The sequence below is a fragment of the Amycolatopsis sp. cg9 genome, assembly GCF_041346945.1.
Lineage (GTDB): Bacteria > Actinomycetota > Actinomycetes > Mycobacteriales > Pseudonocardiaceae > Amycolatopsis.
The window spans coordinates 3,326,239-3,352,633 of the sequence record NZ_CP166850.1 but is presented as its reverse complement, the minus strand read 5'-3'; the positions used below and the strand labels follow the sequence as shown (position 1 = coordinate 3,352,633).

Annotated in this window: 29 protein-coding genes; 10 read left to right on the top strand and 19 right to left on the bottom strand. The window is 71.9% G+C overall.

Annotated features, from left to right (window positions below; all coding sequences use genetic code 11):
- Positions 1-53 precede the first annotated feature (53 nt).
- Positions 54-1,610, bottom strand: coding sequence for a glutamine-hydrolyzing GMP synthase (guaA, locus tag AB5J73_RS16150; protein ID WP_370970483.1), 1,557 nt, complete (start codon positions 1,608-1,610; stop codon positions 54-56).
- A gap of 109 nt (positions 1,611-1,719) precedes the next feature.
- On the opposite strand from guaA, the gene AB5J73_RS16145 reads away from it, so the two are divergent.
- Positions 1,720-2,265, top strand: a complete 546-nt coding sequence (locus tag AB5J73_RS16145; RefSeq protein WP_370970482.1) for a DinB family protein — start codon at positions 1,720-1,722, stop codon at positions 2,263-2,265.
- Positions 2,266-2,334: 69 nt separating this feature from the next.
- Entirely contained in the window at positions 2,335-2,766 is a 432-nt protein-coding gene (locus AB5J73_RS16140; RefSeq protein WP_370970481.1) for a hypothetical protein, read from the top strand.
- 25 nt (positions 2,767-2,791) lie between these two features.
- Here AB5J73_RS16140 and AB5J73_RS16135 read toward each other — a convergent pair whose 3' ends face one another.
- Positions 2,792-3,403, bottom strand: a complete 612-nt coding sequence (locus AB5J73_RS16135) for a rhomboid family intramembrane serine protease (RefSeq protein WP_370970480.1) — start codon at positions 3,401-3,403, stop codon at positions 2,792-2,794.
- A gap of 75 nt (positions 3,404-3,478) precedes the next feature.
- Between AB5J73_RS16135 and AB5J73_RS16130 the strand changes: the two genes are divergently transcribed.
- Entirely contained in the window at positions 3,479-4,513 is a 1,035-nt protein-coding gene (locus AB5J73_RS16130) for a zinc-dependent alcohol dehydrogenase family protein (protein ID WP_370970479.1), read from the top strand.
- 55 nt (positions 4,514-4,568) lie between these two features.
- The gene (locus AB5J73_RS16125; RefSeq protein ID WP_370970478.1) at positions 4,569-6,014 is read left to right on the top strand and encodes an aldehyde dehydrogenase family protein; all 1,446 of its coding nucleotides are present in this window, start codon (positions 4,569-4,571) and stop codon (positions 6,012-6,014) included.
- Here the strand turns inward: AB5J73_RS16125 and AB5J73_RS16120 are convergent.
- From AB5J73_RS16120 to AB5J73_RS16110, 3 genes are all read right to left on the bottom strand, one after another.
- The gene (locus AB5J73_RS16120; RefSeq protein WP_370970477.1) at positions 6,011-7,537 is read right to left on the bottom strand and encodes an FAD-binding oxidoreductase; all 1,527 of its coding nucleotides are present in this window, start codon (positions 7,535-7,537) and stop codon (positions 6,011-6,013) included. The genes AB5J73_RS16125 and AB5J73_RS16120 overlap by 4 nt on opposite strands.
- A gap of 99 nt (positions 7,538-7,636) precedes the next feature.
- Positions 7,637-8,347, bottom strand: coding sequence for a maleylpyruvate isomerase family mycothiol-dependent enzyme (locus AB5J73_RS16115; protein ID WP_370970476.1), 711 nt, complete (start codon positions 8,345-8,347; stop codon positions 7,637-7,639).
- A gap of 10 nt (positions 8,348-8,357) precedes the next feature.
- Positions 8,358-10,070 carry an FAD-dependent oxidoreductase gene (locus AB5J73_RS16110; RefSeq protein WP_370970475.1) on the bottom strand — a complete coding sequence of 571 codons (1,713 nt, stop codon included), beginning with the start codon at positions 10,068-10,070 and terminating at the stop codon, positions 8,358-8,360.
- Positions 10,071-10,236: 166 nt separating this feature from the next.
- On the opposite strand from AB5J73_RS16110, the gene AB5J73_RS16105 reads away from it, so the two are divergent.
- The gene (locus tag AB5J73_RS16105) at positions 10,237-10,437 is read left to right on the top strand and encodes a DUF397 domain-containing protein (protein ID WP_370970474.1); all 201 of its coding nucleotides are present in this window, start codon (positions 10,237-10,239) and stop codon (positions 10,435-10,437) included.
- A 71-nt stretch (positions 10,438-10,508) separates the two neighbouring features.
- On the opposite strand, the gene AB5J73_RS16100 is transcribed toward AB5J73_RS16105, so the two are convergent.
- From AB5J73_RS16100 to guaB, 6 genes are all read right to left on the bottom strand, one after another.
- Positions 10,509-11,117: a DUF3558 domain-containing protein gene (locus AB5J73_RS16100; protein ID WP_370970473.1), complete on the bottom strand. Its 609-nt coding sequence runs from the start codon at positions 11,115-11,117 to the stop codon at positions 10,509-10,511.
- Positions 11,118-11,125: 8 nt separating this feature from the next.
- Positions 11,126-11,551: a hypothetical protein gene (locus AB5J73_RS16095; protein WP_370970472.1), complete on the bottom strand. Its 426-nt coding sequence runs from the start codon at positions 11,549-11,551 to the stop codon at positions 11,126-11,128.
- 115 nt (positions 11,552-11,666) lie between these two features.
- Positions 11,667-12,800, bottom strand: a complete 1,134-nt coding sequence (locus AB5J73_RS16090) for a GuaB3 family IMP dehydrogenase-related protein (protein WP_086856222.1) — start codon at positions 12,798-12,800, stop codon at positions 11,667-11,669.
- An 81-nt stretch (positions 12,801-12,881) separates the two neighbouring features.
- Positions 12,882-13,406 carry a hypothetical protein gene (locus AB5J73_RS16085; protein WP_370970471.1) on the bottom strand — a complete coding sequence of 175 codons (525 nt, stop codon included), beginning with the start codon at positions 13,404-13,406 and terminating at the stop codon, positions 12,882-12,884.
- A gap of 74 nt (positions 13,407-13,480) precedes the next feature.
- Positions 13,481-13,930 carry a DUF3574 domain-containing protein gene (locus AB5J73_RS16080; protein ID WP_370970470.1) on the bottom strand — a complete coding sequence of 150 codons (450 nt, stop codon included), beginning with the start codon at positions 13,928-13,930 and terminating at the stop codon, positions 13,481-13,483.
- A 71-nt stretch (positions 13,931-14,001) separates the two neighbouring features.
- Positions 14,002-15,513 carry an IMP dehydrogenase gene (gene guaB, locus AB5J73_RS16075; protein WP_370970469.1) on the bottom strand — a complete coding sequence of 504 codons (1,512 nt, stop codon included), beginning with the start codon at positions 15,511-15,513 and terminating at the stop codon, positions 14,002-14,004.
- 129 nt (positions 15,514-15,642) lie between these two features.
- Here guaB and AB5J73_RS16070 point away from each other — a divergent pair, with 129 nt between their 5' ends.
- Positions 15,643-16,038, top strand: coding sequence for a DUF5319 domain-containing protein (locus AB5J73_RS16070; RefSeq protein ID WP_086856224.1), 396 nt, complete (start codon positions 15,643-15,645; stop codon positions 16,036-16,038).
- Between the two features lie 62 nt (positions 16,039-16,100).
- On the opposite strand, the gene AB5J73_RS16065 is transcribed toward AB5J73_RS16070, so the two are convergent.
- The 5 genes from AB5J73_RS16065 to AB5J73_RS16045 all read right to left on the bottom strand — a co-directional run bounded on the left by AB5J73_RS16065 (position 16,101) and on the right by AB5J73_RS16045 (position 21,138).
- Complete coding sequence (locus tag AB5J73_RS16065; RefSeq protein ID WP_370970468.1) at positions 16,101-17,030, bottom strand: anti-sigma-D factor RsdA; 930 nt, start codon at positions 17,028-17,030, stop codon at positions 16,101-16,103.
- Positions 17,031-17,603, bottom strand: a complete 573-nt coding sequence (locus AB5J73_RS16060) for a sigma-70 family RNA polymerase sigma factor (protein ID WP_026468912.1) — start codon at positions 17,601-17,603, stop codon at positions 17,031-17,033.
- A gap of 396 nt (positions 17,604-17,999) precedes the next feature.
- Positions 18,000-18,596 (bottom strand): response regulator transcription factor, encoded by a 597-nt coding sequence (locus AB5J73_RS16055; protein ID WP_003073605.1) that lies wholly within the window; start codon positions 18,594-18,596, stop codon positions 18,000-18,002.
- A 131-nt stretch (positions 18,597-18,727) separates the two neighbouring features.
- Positions 18,728-20,155, bottom strand: coding sequence for a hypothetical protein (locus AB5J73_RS16050; RefSeq protein ID WP_370970467.1), 1,428 nt, complete (start codon positions 20,153-20,155; stop codon positions 18,728-18,730).
- Positions 20,156-20,232: 77 nt separating this feature from the next.
- On the bottom strand, positions 20,233-21,138 hold the full coding sequence (locus AB5J73_RS16045; RefSeq protein WP_370973181.1) for a MerR family transcriptional regulator: 906 nt from the start codon (positions 21,136-21,138) through the stop codon (positions 20,233-20,235).
- 230 nt (positions 21,139-21,368) lie between these two features.
- On the opposite strand from AB5J73_RS16045, the gene AB5J73_RS16040 reads away from it, so the two are divergent.
- Complete coding sequence (locus AB5J73_RS16040; protein WP_013222678.1) at positions 21,369-21,689, top strand: WhiB family transcriptional regulator; 321 nt, start codon at positions 21,369-21,371, stop codon at positions 21,687-21,689.
- A 112-nt stretch (positions 21,690-21,801) separates the two neighbouring features.
- Here AB5J73_RS16040 and groL read toward each other — a convergent pair whose 3' ends face one another.
- From groL to AB5J73_RS16025, 3 genes are all read right to left on the bottom strand, one after another.
- Positions 21,802-23,415, bottom strand: coding sequence for a chaperonin GroEL (gene groL, locus AB5J73_RS16035; RefSeq protein ID WP_370970466.1), 1,614 nt, complete (start codon positions 23,413-23,415; stop codon positions 21,802-21,804).
- A gap of 97 nt (positions 23,416-23,512) precedes the next feature.
- The gene (gene groES / locus AB5J73_RS16030) at positions 23,513-23,806 is read right to left on the bottom strand and encodes a co-chaperone GroES (protein WP_004559922.1); all 294 of its coding nucleotides are present in this window, start codon (positions 23,804-23,806) and stop codon (positions 23,513-23,515) included.
- Between the two features lie 191 nt (positions 23,807-23,997).
- Complete coding sequence (locus tag AB5J73_RS16025) at positions 23,998-24,477, bottom strand: ArsI/CadI family heavy metal resistance metalloenzyme (RefSeq protein WP_370970465.1); 480 nt, start codon at positions 24,475-24,477, stop codon at positions 23,998-24,000.
- A gap of 83 nt (positions 24,478-24,560) precedes the next feature.
- Between AB5J73_RS16025 and AB5J73_RS16020 the strand changes: the two genes are divergently transcribed.
- From AB5J73_RS16020 to AB5J73_RS16010, 3 genes are read left to right on the top strand one after another with little or no spacing between them, the layout of a single operon-like run.
- On the top strand, positions 24,561-24,923 hold the full coding sequence (locus AB5J73_RS16020) for a metalloregulator ArsR/SmtB family transcription factor (protein WP_370970464.1): 363 nt from the start codon (positions 24,561-24,563) through the stop codon (positions 24,921-24,923).
- Positions 24,920-25,981, top strand: a complete 1,062-nt coding sequence (gene arsB / locus AB5J73_RS16015) for an ACR3 family arsenite efflux transporter (protein ID WP_370970463.1) — start codon at positions 24,920-24,922, stop codon at positions 25,979-25,981. The genes AB5J73_RS16020 and arsB overlap by 4 nt, the downstream gene beginning before the upstream one ends.
- On the top strand, positions 25,978-26,385 hold the full coding sequence (locus AB5J73_RS16010; RefSeq protein WP_370970462.1) for an arsenate reductase ArsC: 408 nt from the start codon (positions 25,978-25,980) through the stop codon (positions 26,383-26,385). The genes arsB and AB5J73_RS16010 overlap by 4 nt, the downstream gene beginning before the upstream one ends.
- Positions 26,386-26,395 lie beyond the last annotated feature (10 nt).

Here is a 26,395-nt window from a genome sequence, read left to right as displayed (position 1 = left end):
CCCTCGAGGCCCCGGATCCCACGCCGGGGCCTCGAGCCTTGTCTACAGCGGACTCATTCCCACTCGATGGTGCCCGGCGGCTTGGACGTCACGTCCAGGACGACCCGGTTGACCTCCGCCACCTCGTTGGTGATGCGCGTGGAGATCCGCTCCAGGACGTCGTAGGGCAGGCGCGTCCAGTCCGCGGTCATCGCGTCCTCGGACGACACCGGCCGCAGCACCACCGGGTGCCCGTAGGTCCGGCCGTCGCCCTGGACGCCGACGCTGCGGACGTCCGCGAGCAGCACCACCGGGCACTGCCAGATGCTGCGGTCCAGCCCGGCCGCCGTCAGCTCCTCGCGGGCGATCAGGTCGGCCGCGCGCAGGGTGTCCAGGCGCTCCTGGTCGACCGCGCCGATGATGCGGATGCCCAGGCCGGGGCCGGGGAACGGCTGGCGCTGCACGATCGTCTCGGGCAGGCCCAGCTCCGTGCCGACCTTGCGGACTTCGTCCTTGAACAGCAGCCGCAGCGGCTCGACCAGCTCGAACTCCAGGTCGTCCGGCAGGCCGCCGACGTTGTGGTGGCTCTTGATGTTGGCCGTGCCCTCGCCGCCGCCGGACTCGACGACGTCCGGGTACAGCGTGCCCTGGACCAGGAACTTGTAGTCGCCCTGGGCCTTGAGGTCGCGCTCGGCCTGCTCGAAGACGCGGATGAACTCGCGGCCGATGATCTTGCGCTTCTGCTCCGGGTCGGTGACGCCGGCGAGCGCGTCGAGGAAGCGCTCGCGCGCGTCCACGGTCACCAGGTTGACGCCGGTGGCGGCGACGAAGTCGCGCTCGACCTGGGTGCGCTCCCCCGCGCGCAGCAGGCCGTGGTCGACGAACACGCACGTCAGCCGGTCGCCGATGGCCCGCTGGACCAGCGCGGCCGCGACGGCGGAGTCGACGCCGCCGGACAGGCCGCAGATCGCGCGGCCGTCGCCGATCTGGTCGCTGATCCGCTGGATCTGCTCTTCGACGATCGACGACGTCGTCCACTGCGGCTTGATGCCCGCGATGTCGTGCAGGAACCGGCGCAGCACCTCCTGGCCGTGCGGCGAGTGCGCGACCTCCGGGTGGTACTGGACGCCGGCGAAGCGGCGCTCGACGTCTTCGAAGCCGGCGACCTCGGCGCCGTCGGAGGACGCGGTGACGACCGAGCCTTCCGGGGCCTTGGTGACGCTGTCGTTGTGGCTCATCCACGCGGGCTGGTGCGCGGGCAGGCCGGCGTGCAGGACACCGCCGTCGCCGGTCACGCGGACCTCGGTGCGGCCGAACTCGCGGACGCCGGTCGGCTCGACGACGCCGCCGAGCGCGCTGGCGAGCAGCTGGTGGCCGTAGCAGATGCCGAAGATCGGGACGCCCGCTTCGGTGAGCTTCGGGTCCATGCCCGGGGCGCCTTCGGCGTACACGCTCGACGGGCCGCCGGAGAGGATGATGGCCGCGGGGTTCTTCGCGAGGATCTCTTCGGTGGACGCGCTGTGCGGCACGACCTCCGAGTAGATCTGCGCCTCGCGGACGCGCCGGGCGATCAGCTGCGCGTACTGCGCCCCGAAGTCCACGACGAGAACCGGACCGGTGGGGTTGGGCACCTGACGACCTCCTGGCGAGAAGCGGGAATCGAGGTCCATCGTCCCAGGTGGGCTGGGTCACCCGGGATTCAGGGCCGCCCCTGTCCGCGATCCGGCCTACGGTCCGCGTATGGCTGTGAACTGGACCAAGGAACTGACCGACCAGCTCGACTTCCACTGGAACGTCCACACGCGCCCGAAGCTCGAGGGGCTCACCGACGACGAGTACTTCTGGGAGCCGGTCGCGGGCTGCTGGACCGTGCGGCCGCGGAAGTCGGACGACGAGCCCGGCACGGGCCCGTTCACCATCGACTTCGCCTTCCCCGAGCCGACCCCGCCGCCGGTCACGACGATCGCGTGGCGGCTCAACCACATCCTGGTCGGCGTCCTGGGCATGCGGGTGGCGTCGCACTTCGGCGGCCCGGCGATGACCTACGACGACTACCCGTACCCGGGGACGGCCGCGGAAGTGCTGGCGCTGCTGGACGAGTACTACGCCCGGTGGGTTTCCGGCGTCCGGTCACTCGACGAAGCGGCGCTCGCGCGGCCGTGCGGCCCCGCCGAAGGCCCGTACGCGGAGTACCCGATGGCGACGCTGGTGCTGCACATCCACCGCGAGATGATCCACCACTGCGCCGAAGTCCTGCTGCTGCGCGACCTGTACCGCAATCGGTGAGCTGTAACGGGGAGTCACCGTCGGCCCGATTCACCGGGTATCGAGGACGGCTCCGAGGGGGACCTGCGCATGCTGTACCGACTCCGCCCGAAAGGCGCTCTGACCTGGTGTGACGTGCCCGGGTACGTGGTCTGCCGCGCCGACGACCAGCCCCCGCCCGACTGGGAACGGCTGTCGTGGGTGCCCGCCGAGACCCGCGCGTTCAGCACCGACCTGCTGCGGATCGCCCTGCGCTACGGCGCTCGATCGGGCAGCGGGATCGTCCTGGACGCCCGGCACACCGAAGACCTGGGCCGCGCCGACGAGCTGCGGTGCGAGCGGATCGCCGCCGCGCAGTCCCGCGCGGAGCGGGGCGAAAGCGTGGACGAGGACCTGGAGTGGGACCGCAGCGAGCGGGCGGCCCGCCAGGCCGAACTGGACCTCGCCGAGCTCCTGGCGGTACCGCCGCAACCGCACCTGGTCGCCCACTGGTGCCGGCTCGGCGGCTGCTACCCCGACTGAGCCCTCGTGAGTGTGGAACAGGGTTCTAACCCTGTTCCACACTCACGACCGGGCGGCGGGGCAGGAGCAGGAAGCCCAGGGCCAGGCCGAGCAGGGCCGGGAGGCCGTGGTTGTCGTGCACCAGCGTGTCGACCACGGCCAGCACCGGCACCGCGTACGCCAGGACCCGGAACTGCACCGGCAGCACCACGCCGTATCGGCGCGAAGCCACCATCACCACCGCCGCCAGGGCACCGATCAGGCCCGCGACGCACATCGAGTTGCCCGCCCCGACCGGGTTCAGCCACACGTAGCTCGTGAACTGGCCGAACAGGCCGCAGCCGAAGTAGAGGACCAGCCAGCGGGCGCGGCCGAACACGCGCTCGGCGACGGTGCCGAAGACCGCCAGCCAGATCAGGTTCGACACCAGGCCGAACACCTGCCCGTCCTGGAAGAACATCCCCGTGACCAGGCGGTACCACTCGCCCGCGTCGATGCGGGCGGCGTCGCGGACGACGTGGTCGTACAGCCCGCCGTCCGCCAGCTGCGCGATCCCGCACGCCAGCGTCACCGCGAACACCGCGACCGTCAGGTACGGGCGGCGGGCGGCTACGGCGAGGGCCGCCGGCGGGTTGCGGGATGCGGTGCGCGTGCTCATGGACGAAAATCTAGGCGCGTCCCCGCCGCCGCACCCCCGACGTTTGTCACGTTCAGCCCAGGGAAGGCCCCCAGTATGCGAGCGACAGTCATCTACGGCGCCGGTGATGTCCGGGTCGAGACCGTGCCGGACCCGAAGCTGGCCGAACCCACCGACGTCGTCCTGCGGGTCGTGCGGTCCTGCATCTGCGGCAGCGACCTCTGGCCGTACGCCGACATGCCGCCGCGCGAGGACGGGCGCCGGATCGGCCACGAGTTCCTCGGCGTCGTCGAAGAGACCGGCGCCGACGTCACCACCCTCAAGAAGGGCGACCTCGCCGTCGCGCCGTTCGTGTGGTCCGACAACACCTGCGAGTTCTGCCGCGAAGGCCTCCAAACGTCCTGCCTGCACGGCGGCGGCTGGGGCGCGAAGGGCGTCGACGGCGGCCAAGGCGAGGCCGTGCGCGTGCCGCAGGCGGACGGCACCCTGGTCAAGCTGCCCCACACCGAGGACGACGACCTGCTCGCGTCCCTGCTGACGCTCTCGGACGTCTTCTCCACCGGCCACCACGCCGCCGTGAAGGCACGGGTGAGCGAAGGCCAGAACGTCACCGTGATCGGCGACGGCGCGGTCGGGCTGTCCGCCGTCCTCGCGGCGAAGCGCCTGGGCGCCGACCGGATCGTCCTGATGGGACGGCACCGGGCGCGCACCGACCTCGGCCGCGAGTTCGGCGCGACCGAGGTCGTCGCCGAGCGCGGGGACGAGGGCATCGAGAAGGTGCGCGAGCTCACGAACGGCCAGGGCACCCACGCCGTGCTCGAGTGCGTCGGCACGAAGGGCGCGTTCGAGATGGGCGTCGGGGTCGTGCGCGCGGGCGGCGCGGTCAGCCGCGTCGGCCTGCCGCAGTACGAAGACGCGCCCGCCGGCGTCGGGGTGTTCCGCCGCAACGTCACGATCACCGGCGGGGTCGCCCCCGCCCGGCACTACATCCCCGAGCTGCTGCCGGACGTCCTCGAGGGCAAGTACCGGCCGGGTCGCGTCTTCGACCGGACCATCGACGTCGAGGGCGTGCCGGACGGCTACCGCGCGATGGCGGACCGCGAAGCGCTGAAGGTGCTCATCAAGCCGTGACCCGTCCGGGTGGGGGTCCCACGCCCGGTCCGCCACCCGGATTACGTTGGTACGCATGGACATGATCACCCCCGAGCCGCGCCCCGCCTGGATCGCCGGCCGCCCCGAGGCGGGCGCCACCACCCTCGTCGTGCACCACCCGTACGACGGCAGCGAGGTCGCCACGGTCGCCGTGCCCGGGCCGGAGCAGGTCGAGCGCGCGGTCGCGGCCGCGGCGTCGGTCGCCCGCGAGTTCCGCGGTACACCGGCGCACGTCCGCGCCGGCGCGCTCGAACACGTCTCGCGCGTGCTCGCCGCGCGTGCCGAGGAGATCGCCGAGGTGATCACGGCGGAGAACGGCAAGCCGCTCAAGTGGGCCGAGGCCGAGGTCAAGCGCGCGGTGTCGGTGTTCCGCATCGCCGCCGAGGAGGCCCGCCGGTTCACCGGCGAAGTCCAGCGCCTCGACACCGATCCCGCGGGCGAAGCGCGGCTGGCGCTGACCCGCCGCGTCCCGCGCGGGCCGGTGCTCGGCATCGCGCCGTTCAACTTCCCGCTGAACCTGGTGGCGCACAAGGTCGCGCCGTCGCTGGCGATCGGCGCGCCGATCATCGTCAAGCCCGCGCCGCGGACGCCGTTGTCGGCGCTGATCCTCGGCGAGATCCTGGCCGAGACGGACCTGCCGGAAGGCGCGTTTTCGGTGCTGCCGCTGGGGAACGAGGAGACGCAGCGGCTCGTCGCGGACCCGCGGCTGCCCGTCGTGTCGTTCACCGGCTCGGGCCCGGTCGGCTGGTCGTTGAAGGACGCGGCGCCGCGCAAGCACGTCGTGCTCGAACTCGGCGGCAACGCGGCGGCCGTCGTGCTGCGCGACTGGCCCGACCCCGAAGGCGCCGCGCACCGCATCGCCACCTTCGGCAACTACCAGGCCGGCCAGTCCTGCATCGCGGTACAGCGGGTGATCGTGGACGCCGCCGTGGCCGAAGAGTTCGTGCCCGCGCTGCGGGAAGCCGTCGAGGCGCAGCGGACGGGCGACCCTTACGACCGCAACACCGACGTGGGCCCGGTCGTCGACGAAGCCTCCGCCGAACGGATCGTCGCGTGGGTCGACGAGGCCGTCGCGGCGGGCGCGAAGGTGCTCACCGGCGGCACTCGCGACGGCGCGACCGTCGCCCCGACCCTGCTCACCGACGTCCCGCCGGGCACGAAGGCGTGGGCCGAGGAGATCTTCGGGCCGGTGCTCGCGGTGTCCGTTGTGGACGGTGTCGACGACGCCTTCCGGTCGGTCAACGACTCCGCGTACGGCCTGCAAGCCGGCGTCTTCACCACCGACGTCCAGCTGGCGTTCCACGCGGCGGCGGAACTCGAAGTGGGCGGCGTGATCATCGGCGACGTGCCGTCCTACCGCGCGGACCAGATGCCCTACGGCGGGGTGAAGGGCTCCGGCGTCGGCCGCGAAGGCGTGCTCGCGGCGATGCACGACCTGACCGAAGAACGCGTCACGGTCTTCACCGGCATCGACCTCTAAGCCACCACGCCCTGCCCGAACCGGAAGACGTTGTCGGGGTCGTACTTCTTCGCGACGTCCTGCAGCCGCTTCGCGTTGTCGCCGTAGTAGGCGGACTTCCAGTCGGGCAGGGCCGGGTCGATGTAGTTGACGTACCCGCCGCCCGCACCGGCCGCGGCCAGGCCGGCGGCGACCTCCCCCACCGACGCCGCGACCTTCTGCTGGGTCTTCGCGGTCGCGGGCGCGTAGATCTGGACGCTGGCCAGCGCATCGCGGTGCCAGAACGCGGTCGCGTTCTTCGCCGGCTCGCCGACCTTGCCGCCGAGGCCGTCGATGAGCAGGTCGGTGCCGGTGCGGCCGTCGGCGAGCGCGACGACCTTCGCGGCGTCCACCGGGCTGGTGATGATCCGCGACGACGCCACGAACGACTGCCGGTTCGAGCTGCCGGAGAAGTAGTTCATCGCGCCGAGGTAGTCGAGGCTCTTCACGGTGCGCTGGGCCGGCCGCGCGCCGGCGTTGGTGGTCAGGTTGTTGAGCAGCGTGTTCAGCCCGGCCGCCCCGCCGACGTAGCAGCCGCCGACGCGGACCTGGACCGGCGAACCGCCCGAAATGACGCAGTTCGCCCAGAGCTCCGGCGGCATCGCGGCGATCCACTGCTGCCACGCGCCCAGCACGTCGGCCGCGGACCCGGCCGGGAAGTGCAGCGAGAAGACCGTCAGGTCCGGCGCCGGGTCGGTGTCGAAGGTGAACTCGGTGACGATGCCGAAGTTGCCGCCGCCCCCGCCGCGCAGCCCCCAGAACAGGTCCGGCTCGGAGTCCGCGGACGCCTTGAGCACCCGGCCGTCGGCCGTGACGACCTGCGCGGAACCGAGGTGGTCGCAGGTCAGGCCGTACTTGCGGGAGAGCACGCCGATGCCGCCGCCCAGCGTCAGCCCGGCGATCCCGACCGTCGGGCAGGACCCGGCGGGCAGTGCGCGCCCCGCCCGCGCGAGCGCGGCGTAGACGTCCTTGAGCTTCGCGCCCGCGCCGATGACGGCCTGGCTGCCCTGTACGTCGATCTTGTTCAGCCCGGCGACGTCGACGACCAGCCCGCCGTCGGGCACCGAGTAGCCGGCGTAGCTGTGGCCGCCGCTGCGCGCGGCGATGGACGCCCGCCCGGCCACGGCCTGGACGCTCGCCTGGACGTCCTCGGCGGTCGACGCCGTCACGACCGCGACCGGGTTCTTGGTGTCGAAGAGCTGGTTGAACGCGCGCTTGGCGGTGTCGTAGCCGTCGGCGCCCGGGCGCAGCAGGTTCCCGGTCAGCTTGCCGCGCAGGTCGTCCCAGTTCGGCGGCCCGGTCGGCAGCCGCGAGGTGGGCGGCGCGGAGGTCGTGGGCGCCGGCGAGCTCGAGGCGACGGGCGACGGCGAGCCGCCCGGCCCGCACGCGGCGGCGACGGCACCGGCGGCCGACACCCCCGCCACCCGCAGGAACGTCCTTCTGTCCACACGGTGGTGGACGCGCGGCCGTCCGGCGGGTTGCGCCTGGTCGTGCTCACTGTCCACAGCGGACTCCTCGGGGCCGGGGACGCCCAGTCTAGGTCGGCGGGCGGACGTCAACACCTCGACGGCCCACCGGGTACACGCGCCGCGGCGGCGCCGCGTTCACGACCAGGCCGGGATCCGCGGCACGGCGCCGTCCAGGGCCGAGCCGTCGGAGCGCCCGCTCAGCCAGGCCAGCAGCTGCCCGGCGGTGCCGGAGACGGTCTCGCCCGGCGCGGCGCCCATCGTCCACTCGAACCCGCCGGCGACCAGGCGCAGCGCGGGGAGGTGCGCGCTGCGGGAGCTGATGGCGTGCTGCACGACGTCCTCGGTGAGCGGGCCGAGCAGCCCGAGCACGCGGTCGAGGTCGTAGCCGCGGTCGAGGTCGGCGAGGTGGATGGTCAGCTCGGACAGCCGCATCCGCGCGACGACGGCCCCGGTGACCGGCGCGCCCTGCCGGTTGCGGGCCTCGCGCGCCCAGGCGTCGTCCGGCATCGCCGCGGCGTACTGCTCGAAGCGCCCGGCGGACGCGACGAAGTCGGCCAGGATGTCGGCGGCCGAGTGCTGCGCGCTGGCCTCGATGTCGGCTTCGCGCGCTTCGGCACTGGGGTACATCGGCGCCTCGACCCCGGTGTCCGCCCAGCTCAGCAGGTTTTTGAGACCATCGGCGTTGCGGGCGAGGTGGGCGAGCACGTGCGCCCGCGACCAGCCGGGCAACGCGCTGGGCGCGCGCAGCTCGGGTTCGCCGAGGCCACCGATGACCCTGGCCCATTCGTCGTCGAGCTTCCGCACCCCGCCGAGGAGCTCGCGTGCCTTTTCCGATGCCGTCGTCACGGCCTCGAGTCTAGGAGGATCGGCGCAGCGCGGCGGGCGCTTCCGCCGGGACGGCCGGGTTCTTCGGCGCGACCGGCTCCAGCCGCGCGTACGGCGCGTCCTGCGCGGGCCGGGCGTCCGGTTCGCCCTTGTTCGGCCAGAACGAGAACGCCCGCTCGGCTTGCGCCGTGATCGTCAGTGACGGGTTCACGCCGAGGTTGGCCGTGATCGCCGCGCCGTCGACCACCGACAGGCCCGGGTAGCCGAACACGCGGTGGTACGGGTCGATGACGCCCTCGTCGGCGGTGGCGCCGATCGGGACGCCACCGATGAAGTGGGCCGTCAGCGGGATGTCGAAGATCTCGCCCCAGGTGCCGCCCGCGATGCCGCCGATGTGGTCGGCCGTGCGCTCGTTCGCTTCGTGGCCGGCCGGGATGAAGCTCGGGTTCGGCTCGCCGTGGCCCTGCTTCGACGTGTACTTGCGGCGGCCGAACAGCCCGCGCCGCGTGTACGTCGTGATCGAGTTGTCGAGGCTCTGCATCACCAGCAGGATCACCGTGCGCTCCGACCAGCGGTAGCCGTTGAGCAGCTTCGCCGTCTGGAGCGGGTGCTTGACCATGAAGCTGACGGCCTGCCGCCAGCGCGGCACCGGCGAACCGCCGTCGGTCGCGATCGTCTGCAGCAGGCTCATCGCGTTGCTGCCCTTGCCGTAGCGGACCGGCTCGATGTGGGTGTTCTCGTCCGGGTGGATGGACGACGTGATCGCGACCCCGCGGCTGAAGTTCCGGCTCTCGTCGACGTCGGTCCGGGCGGCGCCGATGATGGCCTCGGAGTTCGTCCGGGTCAGCTCGCCGAGCCGGCGCGACAGCTTCGGCAGCGTGCCGGTGTCCTTCATCTTGTGCAGCAGGTTCTGCGTGCCCCAGGTGCCCGCGGCGAAGACGACCTTCTCGGCCGTGATCGTGGTGCGGAACTTCTTCGAGGTCGTGCCGGTCTTCTTCAGGTCGACCTCGTACCCGCCCTCGACCGGGCGCACGGACGTCACGGTCGTCAGCGGGATGACCTTCGCGCCGTCCTGCTCGGCGAGGTAGAGGTAGTTCTTGACCAGGGTGTTCTTCGCCCCGACGCGGCAGCCGGTCATGCACGAGCCGCACTCGGTGCAGCCGACGCGCTCGGGTCCGGCACCGCCGAAGTACGGGTCCTTCGCGCGCTCCCCCGGCTTGCCGAAGTACACACCGACCGGCGTCGGGTGGTACGAATCGGCGACGCCCATGTCCTTCGCGACGGCGCGCATCACGACGTCCGACGGGGTGGTCGTCGGGTTCGTGACGACACCCAGCATCCGGCTCGCCTGGTCGTAGTGCGGCGCGAGCTCGGCCTCCCAGTCGGTGATGTGGGACCACTGCCGGTCGCGGTAGAACGGCTTGAGCGGCCGGTACAGCGTGTTCGCGTAGACGAGCGACCCGCCGCCGACGCCGGCGCCCGCGAGCACCATGACGTCGTTGAGCATGTGGATGCGCTGGATCCCGTAGCAGCCGACCTGCGGCGCCCAGAGGTAGCGCTTGAGGTCCCACGACGTCTTGGCGAACTCGTCGTCGGCGAACCTCCGCCCGGCCTCGACGACGGCTACCCGGTAGCCCTTCTCGGTGAGCCGCAGCGCCGCGACGCTGCCGCCGAACCCCGACCCCACCACGACGACGTCGTAGTCGGGGCCACCCGCACTGGTGGTGGTGTTACTGGCAGTCACACCTGGGAGCGTAACCCGGGGTCCAGGTTCTGACCAGAGGTAAGTTACTCGTCAGTCACCCTTCTGGACGCTTACACGAGCGCCGCGGGTGGGTACTTATCAGAGAGCTCGATGTCCACGTCGGCGATTCACCGCCGAGCGGGACACGATCCCAGGAGGCACCACGATGAGCCCACGAAAGCTCACCGGTTGGCGCAAGTCGAGCCACAGCCACTTCGAGGAGAACGCGTGCGTCGAGGTCGGCACCGGCCCAGGCGTCGTCGGCGTACGGGACACCAAGCAGGCGGCACTGGCCGCCCGCCCGGTGCTCGTGTATTCGACGACGGCTTTCCGCGCGTTCCTCGACCACCTCACCGACGGACGGTGAGGCCCATCTCGAGGTCCGAGTAACCCCGAAGGCGAGTTGACCGCCCCACCTGCGTGAAGGTGGGGCGGCCGCTAGTTCGCGCGCGCGTTGCCCAAGACCATCGCCGTGACTTCGCGGGCGGCCTCGCAGGGGTCGCTCTTGCCGATGTTCTTCTCCGACTGGTTGACGCTGATGTCGATGGTCTGCGTGTCACTGGTCCCGACGGCGACCGTGCACTCCCCCTCGGCCCGCCGGTCCCCCAGCCCGTCGTACGCGGCCAGCGGATAGCCGCCAACCGGCTCCAAGGGCTCGACGAAGGGATAGGCCTTGCCCTTCTCGGCATACACCCTGGTCAGGCCGCGCTTGTCCAGCTTGCCGAAGATGATGCCGATGCCGGCCCGGCCGGGCGCCTCCCAGTTGCAAACAGGACCTACGCCTGCTCCAGGCTCTGGCTTCGTCTCCACTCCCGAACCGAGCAGCCCGGCAACTTGGGTCGGCGTCAACGCATTGCACGGCGACTGCTCAAGCGTCGTGAGGTCGACGGGGTTCGCCACCTTCGGCACCCCCGGACCGGGTACCTCGTCCGAAGCCGTGGCGGAAGGCGAAACACTCGGCGCCGACGAAACCGGAACCGGCGTCCCGCCGCTGGTGGTGCTACAAGCCGCCAGCATGAGCAACGCGGCGCCCAGCGAAACGATCATGCGGCGCGTCACAGACTGCCTCCGGCTTGGTCGATTTCGGTCCGATGCGCTTCTTCGGCCGCAGCCTGCTCACCCAGTGCAGCCCGGAACCTCGCCGCCATCGCCCGGCAGTACTTCTCCCGCCCGGCCAGCGTCTCCAGCAACGCTTCACCAGATGCCCGCACCAGCTCGGCATTGCCTTGGCTGGCGTACTCCAGTCCCGGCCCCTGAGCGCCGACGACGTAGTACGCCTTCTGGCGGTCTGCCCTGAACTCGTCGGCCAGGTCGTCCCAGTCCTTGGCCAGCTCCCGCAGCGTCGCCTCGTCGTAGGCGAAGCCGGAACCCCCCGAGCAAGCCGGCACACCGTAGGAACCCGGCGCCGGCACACCGTTCGGCTCCGGCATCGACCACGTCCGGCTGGGGTCGTATGCGGGCGACTGGGCATCAGGCACCATCGCTCCACCCTCCCCTGACTACGCTGTGCGCCACCACGGACACTATGCGCTGTCGGACGAGGAGAACACCAGCGAGGTTCCCTCCGGCGCTAACTCCTTCGGGGGACGCCGCCCCTCACCGACGGACGGTGAGGCCCACCCGCTGGAACTCCTTCAGGTCCGAGTAGCCCGTCTTCGCCATCGCGCGGCGGAGGGCGCCGAAGAGGTTCACCACGCCCTCCGCGTCGGAGGACGGGCCGAACAGCAGGGTCTTGAGGTCGACCGCGTAGTCCGGGCCCGCCGCCACGCGTGAGCGGGGCAGGGACGGGTGCGCGGCCGCCGCGGTCCAGTACAGGCCCTGGCCCGGGGCGTCCTGGGCGGCGGCCAGCGGGGAGCCGAGCATGACGGCGTCCGCGCCGCACGCGATGGCCTTCGCGATGTCGCCCGATGTCGTCATGCCGCCGTCCGCCAGCACGTGGACGTAGCGGCCGCCGGTCTCGTCGAGGTAGTCGCGGCGGGCGGCCGCGGCGTCGATGATCGCCGTGGCCATCGGGACGCCGATGCCGAGGACGCGGTCGGTGCTGGTGACGCCCGGCGTGTAGCCGTGGCCGACGATGACGCCGGCCGCGCCGGTGCGCATCAGGTGCATCGCCGTGCGGTAGTCGCTGACGCCGCCGGCGATCACCGGGACGTCGAGGCGGCCGATGAACTCCTTGAGGTTCAGCGGCTCGGCGTCGCGCTGGACGTGCTCGGCGGAGATGATCGTGCCCTGCACGACCAGGATCTCGACGCCGGCCGCGATGAGGTCGGGGGTCAGCTCGGCGGCGTGCTGCGGGCTGACCCGCGCGGCCACGGTGACGCCGGACTCGCGGACCGTCTTGATGGCCTCGCTCAGCAGGTCCAGCCGGATCGGCGCGGCGTGCAGCTCCTGCAGCACGCGGCCGACCGCGGTCGGGTCCTCGAGGTCCTCGGCCGCGCGGACCAGCTGGAAGATGGCGTCCTCGACGTTCGCGTGCCGAGCCCAGAGGCCCTCGGCGTTCAGCACGCCCAGGCCGCCCAGCTCGCCGACGGCGACCGCGGTGCCGGGCGAGACGATCGCGTCCGTCGGGTGCGTGACGAGCGGCAGGTCGAAGCGGTAGGCGTCGATCTGCCAGGAGGTGGACACCACCGAAGACGACCGGGTCCGCCGCGACGGCACGATCTCGACGTCGTCGAGGTCATACGCCCGCCGCGCGGTGCGGCCCATCCCGATCTCGACCAGGTCCCGCACGTGAAGCCTCCTCCGACGACGACAATCTGCCGTGCCCCATTGTCGCTAGTCCGCGTGGGTGACCTGCGCACGGGGGTGGCACTACAGCCGGACGAAGACCGCGATCGGCGCCAGCGTCGCCCCCAGCGCCAAGGCCAGCCAGGTCGCCACCGGTGGATAGACGTTGAGCCGGACCGCGCCGAAGTACACCGCGCCGAGCGCGAGCAGGGCCGCGGCGATCAGCAGGACCGGCCGGACGACGCCCGGGCGCAGGTCGACCACGCCGCCGCCCGCGCGGAGGTAGGCGATGCTGCCGTCCGCCGTGGAGACGTCGAGCACCACTGACTGGCCGGCCGGCAGGTCGAGGCCGGAGTCGACGGCGGTGACGCGGTACTGCCGCCCGCCCGCGACGACCGAGAGCGTGTGGCTGAGCCCGCCCTCCCCGCCGACCGGGAGCGCGCCGCGCTCGTGGGACACCACGAACCCCTCGACGCGGAACGTGGGGGCGTCCCGGCCCGCCAGCACCTGGCACATCAGGCAGACGATGCCGCCGAGCAACAACGACACCAGCGCGACGGCCGTGAAGAACACCGTGCGCAGCACCCGCGTCAAGCGGCCGACCGTCATGCCCCTCAGTGCACACTACGACCGCCACGCAAGGCGATAGGCCGATTACCGTAAGCACGCTAGGTCACGGTAACTCAGAATGAGACCCGCTCCACGGAGTCCGAACGCAGTACCGACTCCTGCTCGAACTGCTTCCGGTAGTCGGCGCGGATCTCTTCGATCTCCCGTTCGGCCGCACGATCGGCGAACGGGTACAGCAGCACGATCACGTGGGTGTGCTCGCGCACGATCGAGCCGGACCCGCCGCGCCACTGGCCGCTGCCGTCGAGGCGCGTGAAGCCGTCCGGGAACGCCGGGGTGATCTCCCGGTCGGAGAACGCGGCGAACTCCTTGTCGGTCACCTCGGTGCCGTCCGGCTTGCCGGTGCCGAAGAACAGCTCCGTGCGCTTCCAGAGCTCGCCCGGCGACTGCGCCTGGGCCGGCGGGGCCTCCGGAGTGGCCGCCGCGGACGCGGTGATGCCACCGCCGAGCCCGATGAGCGCCGCCACCGCCGCCGTCACCACAGTCCGTCGTGGCATCGCCATGCGTCCCTCCTCGGTCGCCGCGGCCGAGTTTTCCGGCCGCGGCGGCCGGGGGGAATGATCGAAGGGGCGGACTAGCGGGTCGTGTAGTTCGGCGCCTCGACCGTCATCGTGATGTCGTGCGGGTGGCTCTCCTTGAGCCCGGCCGCGGTGATCCGGACCAGCTGCGCGTCCTGCAGCTGCGCGATCGTCTCGGCACCGGCGTAGCCCATGCCGGCGCGCAGGCCGCCGACCAGCTGGTGCACGACGTTCGCCAGCGGCCCGCGGAACGGGATCCGGCCTTCGATGCCCTCCGGGACCAGCTTGTCCTCGTTGAGCACGTCGTCCTGGGCGTAGCGGTCCTTCGAGTAGGACTTGCCCTGGCCGCGGGACTGCATCGCGCCCAGCGAGCCCATGCCGCGGTAGACCTTGAACTGCTTGCCGTTGACCAGGATCAGGTCGCCGGGCGACTCGGCGGTGCCGGCGAGCAGGCTGCCCAGCATCACCGTGGACGCGCCGGCCGCGATGGCCTTGGCGATGTCGCCCGAGTACTGGATGCCGCCGTCGCCGATGACCGGGATGCCCGCCGGGCGCGCGGCCTGGTCGGCTTCGTAGATGGCCGAGATCTGCGGCACGCCGACGCCGGCCACGATCCGGGTGGTGCAGATGGAGCCCGGGCCCACGCCGACCTTGATGCCGTCCGCGCCCGCGTCGACCAGCGCCTGCGCGCCCGCCCGCGTCGCGACGTTGCCGCCGACGATGTCGACCGAGTCGCCCAGCTCCTTCTTCAGCAGCGAGACGGTCTCGACGACCGCGCGGGAGTGCCCGTGCGCGGTGTCGACCATCAGCACGTCGACCCCGGCGTCGGCCAGCGCCATCGCGCGCTGGTGCCCGTCCGGGCCGACGCCGACCGCGGCGCCGACGATGAGCCGGCCGTCCGGGTCCTTCGTCGCCTTCGGGTACTGCTCGGTCTTCACGAAGTCCTTGACGGTGATCAGGCCGCGCAGCTTGCCCGCGCCGTCGACGATCGGCAGCTTCTCGATCTTGTGGCGGCGCAGCAGCCCGAGCGCCGCGTCCGCCGAGACCCCGACCTGCGCCGTGACCAGCGGCGGCTTCGTCATCACCTCGGACACCGGGCGGGAGTGGTCGACCTCGAACCGCATGTCGCGGTTGGTGATGATGCCCACCAGCGTCCCGGCCGCGTCGGTCACCGGCACGCCGGAGATGCGGAACTTCGCGCACAGGGCGTCGACCTCGGCCAGTGTCGCGTCCGGCGAACAGGTGACCGGGTCGGTCACCATCCCCGCCTCGGAGCGCTTCACGACCTCGACCGCGGCGGCCTGCTCGTCGATCGGCAGGTTGCGCTGCAGGACGCCGATGCCGCCCTGCCGGGCCATGGCGATCGCCATGCGCGCTTCGGTGACGGTGTCCATCGCGGCGGACACCAGGGGGACGCCGAGGGTGATGTTCCGGGTCAGCCGGGAGCTCGTGTCGACGGCGCTGGGGACGACGTCCGATTCGGCCGGCAGCAGCAGCACGTCGTCGAAGGTCAGGCCGAGCATGGCGAACTTGGCCGGAACGGGGGCGGTGGTGCCGTCGCTGGTCATAGCGGGTGAAGGGCCTTCCTGGCGCGGGATGAGCGGGGTCGCTGTGGCGACTCGGAGCCTTCTCCTCATGATATCGGGGCGCCACGCCCGCCCCGGGCGGTGGGCGAGCCGCCGCGACCGCCGGGTACCGTGCAGGCCGTGGCGCACGATGTCCTGCCCCCAGACCCGTTCGCGGACGATCCGGACGACCCGGCCCGCGCCTTCGGTGACGACGAGGACCGGCTGGACGAGCCGATCAGCGACTCCGAACGCACCGAACTGCTGGCCGACCTCTCGGATCTCGCCGTCTACCAGGCGCTCCTCGAACCCCGCGGGGTCCGCGGGATCGTCGTGGACTGCGGTGAATGCGACGAACCGCACTACCACGACTGGCACCTGCTGCGGGCCAGTCTCGAGCAGCTGCTGGCCGACGGGCGGATGCGCCCGCACGAGCCGGCCTACGACCCGAACCCCGGCGACTACGTCAGCTGGGACTACTGCCGCGGCTTCGCCGACGGCGTGACGGCCAACGAAAGCGCCTACTGAGCGCCTCCGCACCGACGAAAAAAGCCCTGGTGAGTTTGCTCACCAGGGCTTTTTCGTAGCCGTTATTCGCCGCTGACGCTCTGCTGCCCGCCCGCGGTCTCGCTGCGCGGGGTGCCCGGCTCGTTACCCGTCGCCCCCGTGGTGGTCGGCGGCGGGGTGGGCGTCGGGGTCGGGGTCTCGGTGGTCGGCGGCGGGGGCGTCGGGGTCGGCGTCCCGCTGCCGGGCAGGCTGGTGGTGCCGCTGCCGCTGCCGGGGATGGACGTCGCCGAGCCCGCCGGCGGCACCTGCGTCGACGACGCGCCGGGCGGCACCGTCGGCACCGTCGTCTGGATCGGACCCTGGACCGGTGCTTCCGGGTTCTGCAGCTGCGCGGCGAGCTGCCGGTGCTGCTCCATCAGCTGGTCGCGGTTGTCCTCGTCGCTGACCTGGGACAGCGCGGCCTGGGCGGCGTCGAGGGCTTCGCGGGCGGCGTCGAGGTTGCCGCCGGCGATGGCGAGGTTCGCCTTCTCGAGGTCGAGCTTCGCGTTCGCGGCGGCCTCGACCGAGCGGGTGTGGTCGGAGTACAGGACCTTCGCGAGGCCCCAGAGGGTGTCGCCCGGTTCCGCGGAGCGCGCGGCCAGCCCGGTCCCGGTGAACGCGATCGCCAGCACGGCGGCGGCGACGGCGACGGGGACGAGCAGCCTGCGGCGGCGTCCGCTCGAGGCGTGCCGCTTCGCGAGAGCGGCGGTGCTGACGGTGCGCACGGCGGTGTCGACGTCGACGAGCTCGGCCAGCGGCTCGCTGTCGATGTCTCTTCGCCACGCCACCAGCAACGCGTTGAGCTCCTGGTCGCCGAGGCCGTCGGCCAGCGCCGGGTCGGAACCCCCGAGCGCGTCGAGCAGCGCGTCATCCGCCTGCACGGCCGACAAGTCGGCGGCGAACTCCGCCTCCGACGCCGTCAGGCCACTGGCGAAGACGTCATCCGGCTCGAAACCTCTCTCGTGACCGGTCACTCAGATCACCTCCTCCGCGGCCAGGACCTTTCTCAGCCGCGCGAGGGCGCGGTGCTGGGCGACGCGGACGGCACCCGGGGTGGAGCCGACCGCGTCCGCGGTCTCCTCCGCCGACAGGCCGACGACCACGCGAAGCACCACGATCTCCCGCTGCTTGTCCGGCAGCACCTGCAACAACTGGGACATCCGCTCGTTCAGCTCACCTTGCAGCGCGCGCTGCTCGGGGCCGACCCCGCCTTCGACCTCGTCGGGGATCTCGGCCACCGGCTCGGCCCGGTTGCGCGCCGCCGCGCGGTGCGCGTCGGCCACCTTGTGCTGAGCGATTCCGTAGACGAACGCCAGGAATGGGCGGCCTTGGTCACGGTACGAGGGCAATGCCGTCAACACCGCGAGACACACCTCCTGCGCAACGTCGTCCGCCGAAGCGAACGATCGCTCCTGCCTGCCAACCCGGGCGCGGCAATACCGCACTACCAGTGGACGGATAGCAGCCAGCAGCCGCTCCACTGCCTGGGGATCTCCCTCGACAGCAGCGGCGACCGGTTCATCCAGTCCATCCCCCACATTGGCCATCGCAGACAACAGTCCCAGTGTTACGCGTAGGTGTGCAAAGAACCCGGCCCGTGGTCGCCTCCACCTCGAACCGGTGACCGCTACCGTACCTTCGGCCCGCACCGGACCGACGCGCGCGGTGTTCCCCGGCGCGCCGTGCTCGCCGGAGCCGCGAAAATACGGTTCTTCCTGCAGACCCGCGGCCGGATCCGACGATTCAACGAGCGAACGGGGCCACGGGTACGAGATCCGTCGGAGGGACGGGTGCCGCGGCGGCGAACCGTCGCGGGGGCTGCCTCATCGGGCGCCGGAGTGTGATGGGGACCACACAGGTACGGGCCAGGGCGGTGCGCCCTGGCCCGTCGTCACCTGTATTCCGGCCGTGTCAGGATCGGGGAGAACTGCCGCGGGGACGGGTCAGCTGACCAGGCCGCGGCGGAAGCCGTGCGCCACGGCCTGCGCGCGGTCGCGCACGCCGAGCTTCCGGAACAGCCGCCGGGCGTGGGTCTTCACCGTGTCCTCGGACAGGTACAGCTCGCGGCCGATCTGGCCGTTGCTCTTGCCCTGGCTCATCCCGCGGAGCACCTGGAGCTCGCGCTCCGTCAGCTGGACGCCCGGGTCGGACGGCTGACGGGGCGCGGGCACCGAAGTGCTCGCGAGGGTGTGGGCGAGGGCGGCGACCAGCTCCGGCCGGGACGCGTCCCAGCGGAGGTAGCCGCGCGCACCGCCGGCGATCGCGGCGGCGATGCTGCCCGCGTCGTCCGGGGCGCCGAAGACGATGACGTTCGCCTGGGGGTTGGCCGAGACGAGCCGCCGGGTGGCTTCGACACCTGTCGGGACCGCGCGCTGCGTTCCGACCAGCACGACGTCGACGGGCTGACGGGAGTACCGGGCCAGCAGCTCGTCACCGTGCGCTACGCAGTCGATGCGACTGACCCCAGGGACCGCGGACATCACTCGGGTGAGCCCTTCACGGACACTGCGTCGGTCATCGCAGATCAAGACCGTCGTCACGGGGTTTCCTTCCTGCAGCCGGGTGACATTCCTCTTCCCCTATCGGACGCTTTAGCCCGAACCTTGACACGATCCGGTGGCTTTTTTTGAAGTTTCTTAGCCCGGATGCCGGAACACCCCATTCCGACGGCTCAACCACCCGGGTCGGGCACCCATGGCGATTCCCCCGCGATCCTCCTCCCGCAAGGATCTGCGCTTCGTAACACTGCGTGCAACACCTGGGCGACTCTGAATCGATACTCCTCGGCGTGTCCTGGGCGCAGGTCGGCCGCGACGAGGGCGGCGGGCCACAAAAGTGAAAGCAGTTCGCATTCCTCGGCGGTCGCCAACGCATTTCCGACAAGACCGTCCGAAATCTCCCGGTGATCGGGACGCCCGGCCGCCCGCACGGCGACAGCCAGCACAATCCCGGATTTCACCGCGTGCCGCCGCGCACCCCGCGCGAGCGCCGTTTCGAATGCGCGCTCGGCGTGCGGGACGGCGGCAGCGCCCTGACCTGCGGCGAGCTCGATCTCGGCCCCGACCCAGCCCCCGCGGACGCAGGCCCGCCACCCGGCGTGCTGTTCGGCGGCCCGAGCGGCGAGCCGCCGGGCGGCGCGGAGCCGGCCGAGGGCGAGGTTGTCGGCGGCGAGACCGAGGAGGGCGTCTGCTCTCGCGCCGGCCGCGTCGAGACCGTCGGGGTCGGGGCCGGACTCGGGGTGGGCGGCGTTGGGGAGGGTTTTGGCGCCGGGTTGGCCGGGAGCGGTGGGCGCGGGACCGGTTCCGGGCGTGGCAGCCTCCGCAGCGGCCACTCCGGAGCGGCCGGAGCCGGGACTCAGCTCGGGTGCTGCGGCCCTCGCGCGGGCCGCGGCGGACCCCTCGGGGTCGGGGGCGGTTCCGGACGGGGCAACCTTGGCACCGGACGTGGCGAGGCCGCCGGAGTCGGGACCGGGTTCGGACGCCGCGGCTTTCACGCGGGCCGCGGCGAGCCACTCGGAGTCGGGGCCGGTTCCGGGCGGGGCGACCTTGGCGCCGGACGCATCGAGACCGCCGGGGCCGGGACCAGCCGCGGTCCTCGTGCGGGCCGCGGTGAGACCCTCGGGGCCGGTTTCGCGCGCGGCAGACCCCGCACCGAGACCCTCGGGGTCGGGATCGCCTTCGAGCGCGGCGACCCTGGCGAAGGCCTCGCCGCCGAGACCGCGACCGCCGGCACCGGTGCCGAGACCGACCTCCAACGCTGCGGCCCTCACCCCCGCCACGCCGAGGCCGCCGGCACCAGCGCCCGATTCGAGCGCGGCCACCTTCGCGAAGGCCTCGCCGTCGAGGGCGCGGGCCTGCCGGTGGCCGCCCAGCTGGCGGCGGTGGGCGCCGAGGGTGCTGGCGGCCAGGGAGGCCGTCACCGGGTCGGGGTCGTGGCGGAGGACGTCCAGGAGGGCCGCCGCGGCGGCGTAGCGGCCCTGGGCGCCGAGCACGATGGCGGCGAGCAGTCGCTCGCGCGGGCTTCCGGCCCCGCGCAGGACGGCGGGATCGGGCAGCGGGTCGCTCCCGAACGCGGCGGCCCTCAGGGCGGGTTCGTGCACCCGTCCTTTCTAGCGGTTCCCACCGACGGAAACATGATCGAACTGCCGTCCCGCGCGCCCGGACGTCAGGAACAGGGCTACTCCCGCCCGCCCACCAAGACGTGCTCGATGCGGTCCGCCGCCGCCGGGAGGTCCGTCAGCAGCTCCACCTTGTCCGGCAGCGTCGCCGGGTCCCACCCCGGTCCGCACGCGAACAGCCGGCTCCGCTGCCGCCCCCGCGAGACGCGCGCGAACAGCCTCGTGTCGGCCACGCCCCGCCGGTGCGCCCAGAGCACCACCGCGGCCGGCGCGCTCCGGCGGACCGCCACCGCCAGTACCTCCGCCGGCAGCGGGACGCCGAAGAGCTGGGCGCCGATCCGCCGGCCGGCGAGCGAGGCCGCCAGCGCGTACATCGGCATGCTGTCGCGTTCCTCCGGGACGCAGCCGAGCAGCACCGGGCGGGTGTTGCGCGGCTCGTCCAGCACCGGGGTGGCGCGCACCAGCGCCGCGAACACGCACTCCGCGAGCAGGTACTCGACCTCCGCCCCCGCGCTCGCGCCGCGCCAGCGGGCACCCAGCGCCGACAGCACCGGCTCGATCACCCCCGCCCACGCCGGGAGCACGCCGAGCTCGTCGATCGTGTCCGCGAGCATGCGCTGGACCGCGCCGACGTCCATCGCCAGCGCCGCCGTGCTCAGGCGGCGGGCCAGGCGGGACCGCACCTCGAGGCCGTCGTCGGGACCCGGGACCCCCGGAGGCTCGTCGGGCTCCTCCGGCTGCGGCGGCCCGGAGCGCGGCATCTGCTCGAGGGCGTACTTCGCGGCTTCGGCCGTCGAAGCGCCGCTGAGGAGCGCGCGCTGCATCAGTTCGAGCCTGCCGATGTCGGAGCTGCCGTAGCGGCGGTGGCGGCCGTCCGTGTGGCGGCTGGGCCCCAGCCCGTAGCGGCGGTCCCAGGTTCGGAGGGTGGACGGGGCGACCCCGAGCCGGCGGGCGACCGAGGCCACCGGCAGGGTGGGTTCTTCGGTGCCCGACCCAGCTCCCACGAGCCTCAATATCCAGGCACCCGGCGTCGTCGGCAACCGGAGGCGAAACCCCTGCTCACACATCCGGGGGATGCCTAACGGCTGAATCGAACCGAATCGCTTGAACAACTATTGGCGCGCTTCTAACGTTACCGCCGTTGCACCGAATGGAGTATCGGCACCACAGCAGAGCAGCTAGCGGCATCGACCGGATGACGGAGGCGGTCAGGATGGCAGACACGCGCAGGCTCCCAGGACCCAACGCCGACATGTGGGACTGGCAGCTCGAAGGGTCGTGCCGGGGGATGGACAGCGCGTCCTTCTTTCACCCGGACGGCGAGCGCGGCCCGGCGCGAGCACGACGGGAGGCCAGGGCGAAGGCGGTCTGCCTGAGCTGCCCGGTCTTGGAGATGTGCCGCAGCCACGCGCTGGCGGTGCACGAGCCGTACGGCATTTGGGGCGGGCTCTCGGAGTCCGAACGCGAGCACCTCATCAAGGCGGACAAACGCGCGCTCAGCATGTCGGGCGGCTGAGCGGACACCGGACATCGGAGGGCGGCACCGGGTGGGGTGCCGCCCTCCGTGCTTCTCCGGGCACGGAAACGGGGCGGTACTCCCTGGGAGTACCGCCCCGTTTTCGTCGGACTCAGTGCGAGTGGCCGTGGCCCGCCGCGGCGGGCTCTTCCTCGGCCGGCTTCTCGACGACAGACGACTCCGTCGTCAGCACGAGACGCGCGATCGAGGCGGCGTTCGCCACCGCGGACCGGGTCACCTTGACCGGGTCGACGATGCCGGCGGCCAGCAGGTCGGTGAGCTCGCCGGTGGCGGCGTTGAAGCCGTGGCCCCAGCTCTGCTCCCGCACCTTGTTGACGATGACCGCGCCCTCGTGGCCCGCGTTGGTCGCGATCCAGAACAGCGGGGCGGACAGCGCGTCGCGCACGATGCGGACGCCGGTCGCCTCGTCGCCCTCGAGGCCGAGGCCGCCGTCGAGCTCCTTGACCGCGTGCACCAGCGCCGAACCGCCGCCGGGCAGGATGCCCTCCTCGACGGCCGCCTTGGTCGAAGCCACGGCGTCCTCGATGCGGTGCTTGCGCTCGTTCAGCTCGGTCTCGGTGGCCGCGCCGACCTTGATGACCGCGACGCCGCCGCCGAGCTTCGCGAGCCGCTCCTGCAGCTTCTCGCGGTCCCAGTCGGAGTCGGTCGTCTCGATCTCCTTGCGGATCTGCGCGACCCGCCCGGCGATGGCGTCCTTGGTGCCGTCACCGTCGACGATCGTGGTGTCGTCCTTGGTGACGACGATCCGGCGGGCCTTGCCCAGCGCGCCGAGGTCGACGTCGGCCAGCTTGCGGCCGATCTCCGCGGAGATGACCTCGCCGCCGGTGACGACCGCGAGGTCGTCCAGGAACGCCTTGCGGCGGTCGCCGAAGAACGGCGCCTTGACCGCGACGGCGGTGATCGTCTTGCGCAGCGAGTTCACCACGAGGGTGGACAGCGCTTCGCCGTCGACGTCCTCGGCGATGATGAGCAGCGGCTTCTTGGCCTCGACGACCTTCTCGAGCACCGGCAGCAGCTCGGCCAGCGACGAGACCTTCTCGCGGACGAGCAGGATGTAGGCGTCCTCGAGGATCGCCTTCTGCTCCTCCGGGTTGGTCGCGAAGTGCGCCGAGAGGAAGCCCTTGTCGAACTGGACGCCCTCGGTGATCACCAGCTCGGTCGCCAGGGTCGACGACTCCTCGATGGTGATGACGCCGTCCTCGCCGACCTTCTCGACGGCTTCGCCGAGCAGGGCGCCGATGTTGGCGTCGCGGGAGGTCACGGTGCCGACCTGGGCGATGTTCTCGCGGCCCTTGACCGGGGTGGCCTTGGCCTTGAGGACCTCGATGACCTTCTCCGCGGCGGCCTCGATGCCGCGGCCGATCGAGGTCGGGTTGGCGCCGGCCGCGACGTTGCGCAGGCCGACCTTCACCAGCGACTGCGCGAGCACGGTCGCGGTGGTGGTGCCGTCGCCGGCGACGTCGTTGGTCTTGGTGGCGACGCTCTTGGCGAGCTGCGCGCCGAGGTTCTCGAACGGGTCGTCGAGCTCGATCTCACGGGCGACGGTCACGCCGTCGAGGGTGATGGTCGGGCCGCCGAACTTCTTGTCGAGCACGACGTGGCGACCGCGCGGGCCGAGGGTGACCTTGACCGCGTCGGCGAGCTTGTTCACCCCGCGCTCCAGCGCGCGACGAGCGTCCTCGTCGAAACTGATCTGCTTGGGCATAGCGTGTTCCGCTTACCTTTCGGTGGGTCTGGACGCAAAAACGCCCCGCTCCCCGGCGTTGTGCGGGGCCCGGGGCGTCATGCGCTGCGAGCGGACGTCAGTTGATGACGGCCAGCACGTCGCGGGCGGACAGGATGAGGTAGTCCTCACCGTTGTACTTGACCTCGGTGCCGCCGTACTTCGAGTAGATGACGACGTCGCCGACGTTCACGTCCAGCGGGACGCGGTTGCCCTTGTCGTCGATCCGGCCCGGGCCCACGGCCAGAACCTTGCCCTCCTGGGGCTTCTCCTTGGCGGTGTCGGGGATGACGAGGCCGGAAGCGGTCGTCTCCTCGGCCTCGCTCGTCTGGACAACGATCTTGTCCTCGAGCGGCTTGATGTTCACGCTCACCGGGTTGACCTCCACGGTCGTCGAAAGCGTTGGCAGGATGTGGTTACGGCTCTACCACCCCCGCCGTCGCGGGTGCCGGGGCTGTCGGGCCGTGCGATTAGCACTCTAGCCACGGGAGTGCCAGCTTCGCAAGGAGGGTCCACCCGGCGTGCCGAAATGCCGGCCACGCTCGCCTGACCGGCCGTTTCGGGTCAGGAGCAGCAGCCTTCGGGCTGGGCGGCCTTGTCGACCTGGCCGGTTTCGGCGTCGGGCGTGCAGCACGTGGCCGGGGTCACGAGCGCGGCACTGTCGGTGCCGAAGGTCTGCGAGTCGGCCTTGACGGTGTAGACCTCCCAGGGCTCCTGGCCGGGGCCGTGCACCCACACCTTGTCCTGGACCGCGTAGCAGCAGGTGGTGTCGTCTTCGGTCAGCGTCTCCAGCCCTTCGCCGGTCAGGCGCTTGCTGGCTTCGCTGACCTGGTCGGTGGATTCGACCTCGACGCCGAGGTGGTCCATGACGGTCGCCTGACCGGGCTCGCCCGCCAGGAGCACGAGCTTGAGGGCCGGTTCGGCGATGGCGAAGTTGGCGTAGCCGGGCCGGAGCTTGGCCGGCTCCGTGCCGAACAGCTTCGAGTAGAAGTCGATCGAGCCTTCGAGGTCTCCGACCCGCAGTGCGAGCTGCACCCGTGACATCCCGTCCTCCTTGGATAGACGTTCATCAAAACAGCGACGGGACTTAGATTGCTCTCTATATAGACGTGTGTCAACATAGACGTATGCCGAACCAGCTGCCCATCGTCGCGATGGACGCCTGCTGCTCCCCGCTGGCACGCGAGCCGTTGACCGAACCGCAGGCCGTCGAATTGTCGAAGCTGTTCAAGGCGATGGCCGACCCGGTGCGCCTGCGCCTGCTGTCGCTGATCGCCTCCCACGCCGGGGGCGAGGCGTGCGTGTGCGACCTGACCGACGCGTTCGACCTGACCGGCCCGACGATCTCCCACCACCTCAAGGTGCTGCGCGAGTCCGGCCTGATCACCGGCGAGCGCCGCGGGACCTGGGTGTACTACCGCGTCCACCCCGAGGTGCTGGCCCGCCTGTCGGCCGTCCTGGTCACCGGCGACACCCCGGTCCTGACGTGAGGGTCGTCGGCAAGCTGTCCACATTGGACCGGTTCCTGCCCGGCTGGATCGCGGCCGCGATGGTCGCCGGGCTGCTCGCCGGCCGCTGGATCCCCGGCCTGGACACCGGGCTCTCGGCGGTGCGGGTGGACGGGATCTCGCTGCCGATCGCGCTCGGGCTGCTCGTGATGATGTACCCGGTCCTGGCGAAGGTCCGCTACGACCGGCTCGGCGCGGTCACCCGGGACCGCCGGCTGCTCTGGCCGTCGCTGGTGCTGAACTGGCTGATCGGCCCCGCGCTGATGTTCGCGCTGGCCTGGCTGCTGCTGCCGGACCTGCCCGAGTACCGGACCGGGCTGATCGTCGTCGGGCTGGCCCGCTGCATCGCCATGGTGATCATCTGGAACGACCTCGCCTGCGGTGACCGCGAAGCCGCCGCGGTGCTGGTCGCGCTGAACTCGGTGTTCCAGGTGCTCGCGTTCGGCCTGCTCGGCTGGTTCTACCTCGCGTTCCTGCCCGGCCGGCTCGGCCTCCCCCAGGCCGATCTCGCGGTGTCCGGGTGGCAGATCGCCAAGAGCGTGCTGATCTTCCTCGGCATCCCGCTCGTGGCCGGCTACCTGACCCGCCGGCTCGGCGAACGCGCCAAGGGCCGGACCTGGTACGAGTCGGAGTTCCTGCCGAAGATCGGCCCGGCGGCGCTCTACGGGCTGCTGTTCACCATCGTGGTCCTCTTCGCGCTGCAAGGCGATCGGATCACCGCGCGGCCGTGGGACGTGGTCCGGATCGCGGTGCCGCTGCTGGTCTACTTCGGACTGATGTGGGCCGGGTCCTACGCGTTCGGCAAAGCCGTCGGGCTGTCCTACGAGCGCACCACGACGCTGGCGTTCACCGCGGCGGGCAACAACTTCGAACTCGCCATCGCCGTGGCCATCGCGACGTTCGGGGCGACCAGCGGGCAGGCGCTGGCCGGGGTCGTCGGGCCGCTGATCGAAGTACCCGTGCTCGTCGCGCTCGTCTACGTGTCACTGGCGCTGCGCCGCCGCCGCTTCACCCCGGCTCCCGTGGAGGTCACCCCGTGAACACCCCCGAAGTGCTGTTCGTCTGCGTCCACAACGCCGGCCGCTCGCAGATGGCCGCGGCCCTGCTGGACCACCACGCCGCCGGGCGCGTCACCGTCCGCTCCGCCGGGTCGGCTCCCGCGAGCGCGGTCAACCCGGCCGTGGTCGCGGTGATGGCCGAGCTCGGGATCGACGTCTCCCGCGAGTTCCCCAAGCGCCTGACCACCGGCGCGGTCGAAGCCGCCGACGTCGTGATCACCATGGGCTGCGGCGACGCCTGCCCGGTCTTCCCCGGCAAGCGCTACCTCGACTGGCAGCTCGACGACCCCGCCGGCCGCCCGGTGGAGCAGGTCCGCCCGATCCGCGACGAGATCGACCGCCGCGTCCGGGCCCTGCTCGCCGAGCTGGTGCCGGCCGCGCCCTGAGGCTTCCGCA

Excerpts from the sequence above, each read along its gene's own strand:
- AB5J73_RS16080 (WP_370970470.1), bottom strand. The coding sequence starts at position 13,930 with ATGGCGATGCCACGACGGACTGTGGTGACGGCGGCGGTGGCGGCGCTC.
- AB5J73_RS16020 (WP_370970464.1), top strand. The coding sequence starts at position 24,561 with ATGCCGAACCAGCTGCCCATCGTCGCGATGGACGCCTGCTGCTCCCCG.
- AB5J73_RS16140 (WP_370970481.1), top strand. The coding sequence starts at position 2,335 with ATGCTGTACCGACTCCGCCCGAAAGGCGCTCTGACCTGGTGTGACGTG.
- AB5J73_RS16060 (WP_026468912.1), bottom strand. The coding sequence starts at position 17,603 with ATGGCCAATGTGGGGGATGGACTGGATGAACCGGTCGCCGCTGCTGTC.
- AB5J73_RS16130 (WP_370970479.1), top strand. The coding sequence starts at position 3,479 with ATGCGAGCGACAGTCATCTACGGCGCCGGTGATGTCCGGGTCGAGACC.
- AB5J73_RS16135 (WP_370970480.1), bottom strand. The coding sequence starts at position 3,403 with ATGAGCACGCGCACCGCATCCCGCAACCCGCCGGCGGCCCTCGCCGTA.
- AB5J73_RS16085 (WP_370970471.1), bottom strand. The coding sequence starts at position 13,406 with ATGACGGTCGGCCGCTTGACGCGGGTGCTGCGCACGGTGTTCTTCACG.
- AB5J73_RS16105 (WP_370970474.1), top strand. The coding sequence starts at position 10,237 with ATGAGCCCACGAAAGCTCACCGGTTGGCGCAAGTCGAGCCACAGCCAC.
- guaB (WP_370970469.1), bottom strand. The coding sequence starts at position 15,513 with ATGACCAGCGACGGCACCACCGCCCCCGTTCCGGCCAAGTTCGCCATG.
- AB5J73_RS16040 (WP_013222678.1), top strand. The coding sequence starts at position 21,369 with ATGACGGAGGCGGTCAGGATGGCAGACACGCGCAGGCTCCCAGGACCC.
- groL (WP_370970466.1), bottom strand. The coding sequence starts at position 23,415 with ATGCCCAAGCAGATCAGTTTCGACGAGGACGCTCGTCGCGCGCTGGAG.
- AB5J73_RS16025 (WP_370970465.1), bottom strand. The coding sequence starts at position 24,477 with ATGTCACGGGTGCAGCTCGCACTGCGGGTCGGAGACCTCGAAGGCTCG.
- AB5J73_RS16125 (WP_370970478.1), top strand. The coding sequence starts at position 4,569 with ATGGACATGATCACCCCCGAGCCGCGCCCCGCCTGGATCGCCGGCCGC.
- AB5J73_RS16095 (WP_370970472.1), bottom strand. The coding sequence starts at position 11,551 with ATGGTGCCTGATGCCCAGTCGCCCGCATACGACCCCAGCCGGACGTGG.
- AB5J73_RS16100 (WP_370970473.1), bottom strand. The coding sequence starts at position 11,117 with ATGATCGTTTCGCTGGGCGCCGCGTTGCTCATGCTGGCGGCTTGTAGC.
- AB5J73_RS16145 (WP_370970482.1), top strand. The coding sequence starts at position 1,720 with ATGGCTGTGAACTGGACCAAGGAACTGACCGACCAGCTCGACTTCCAC.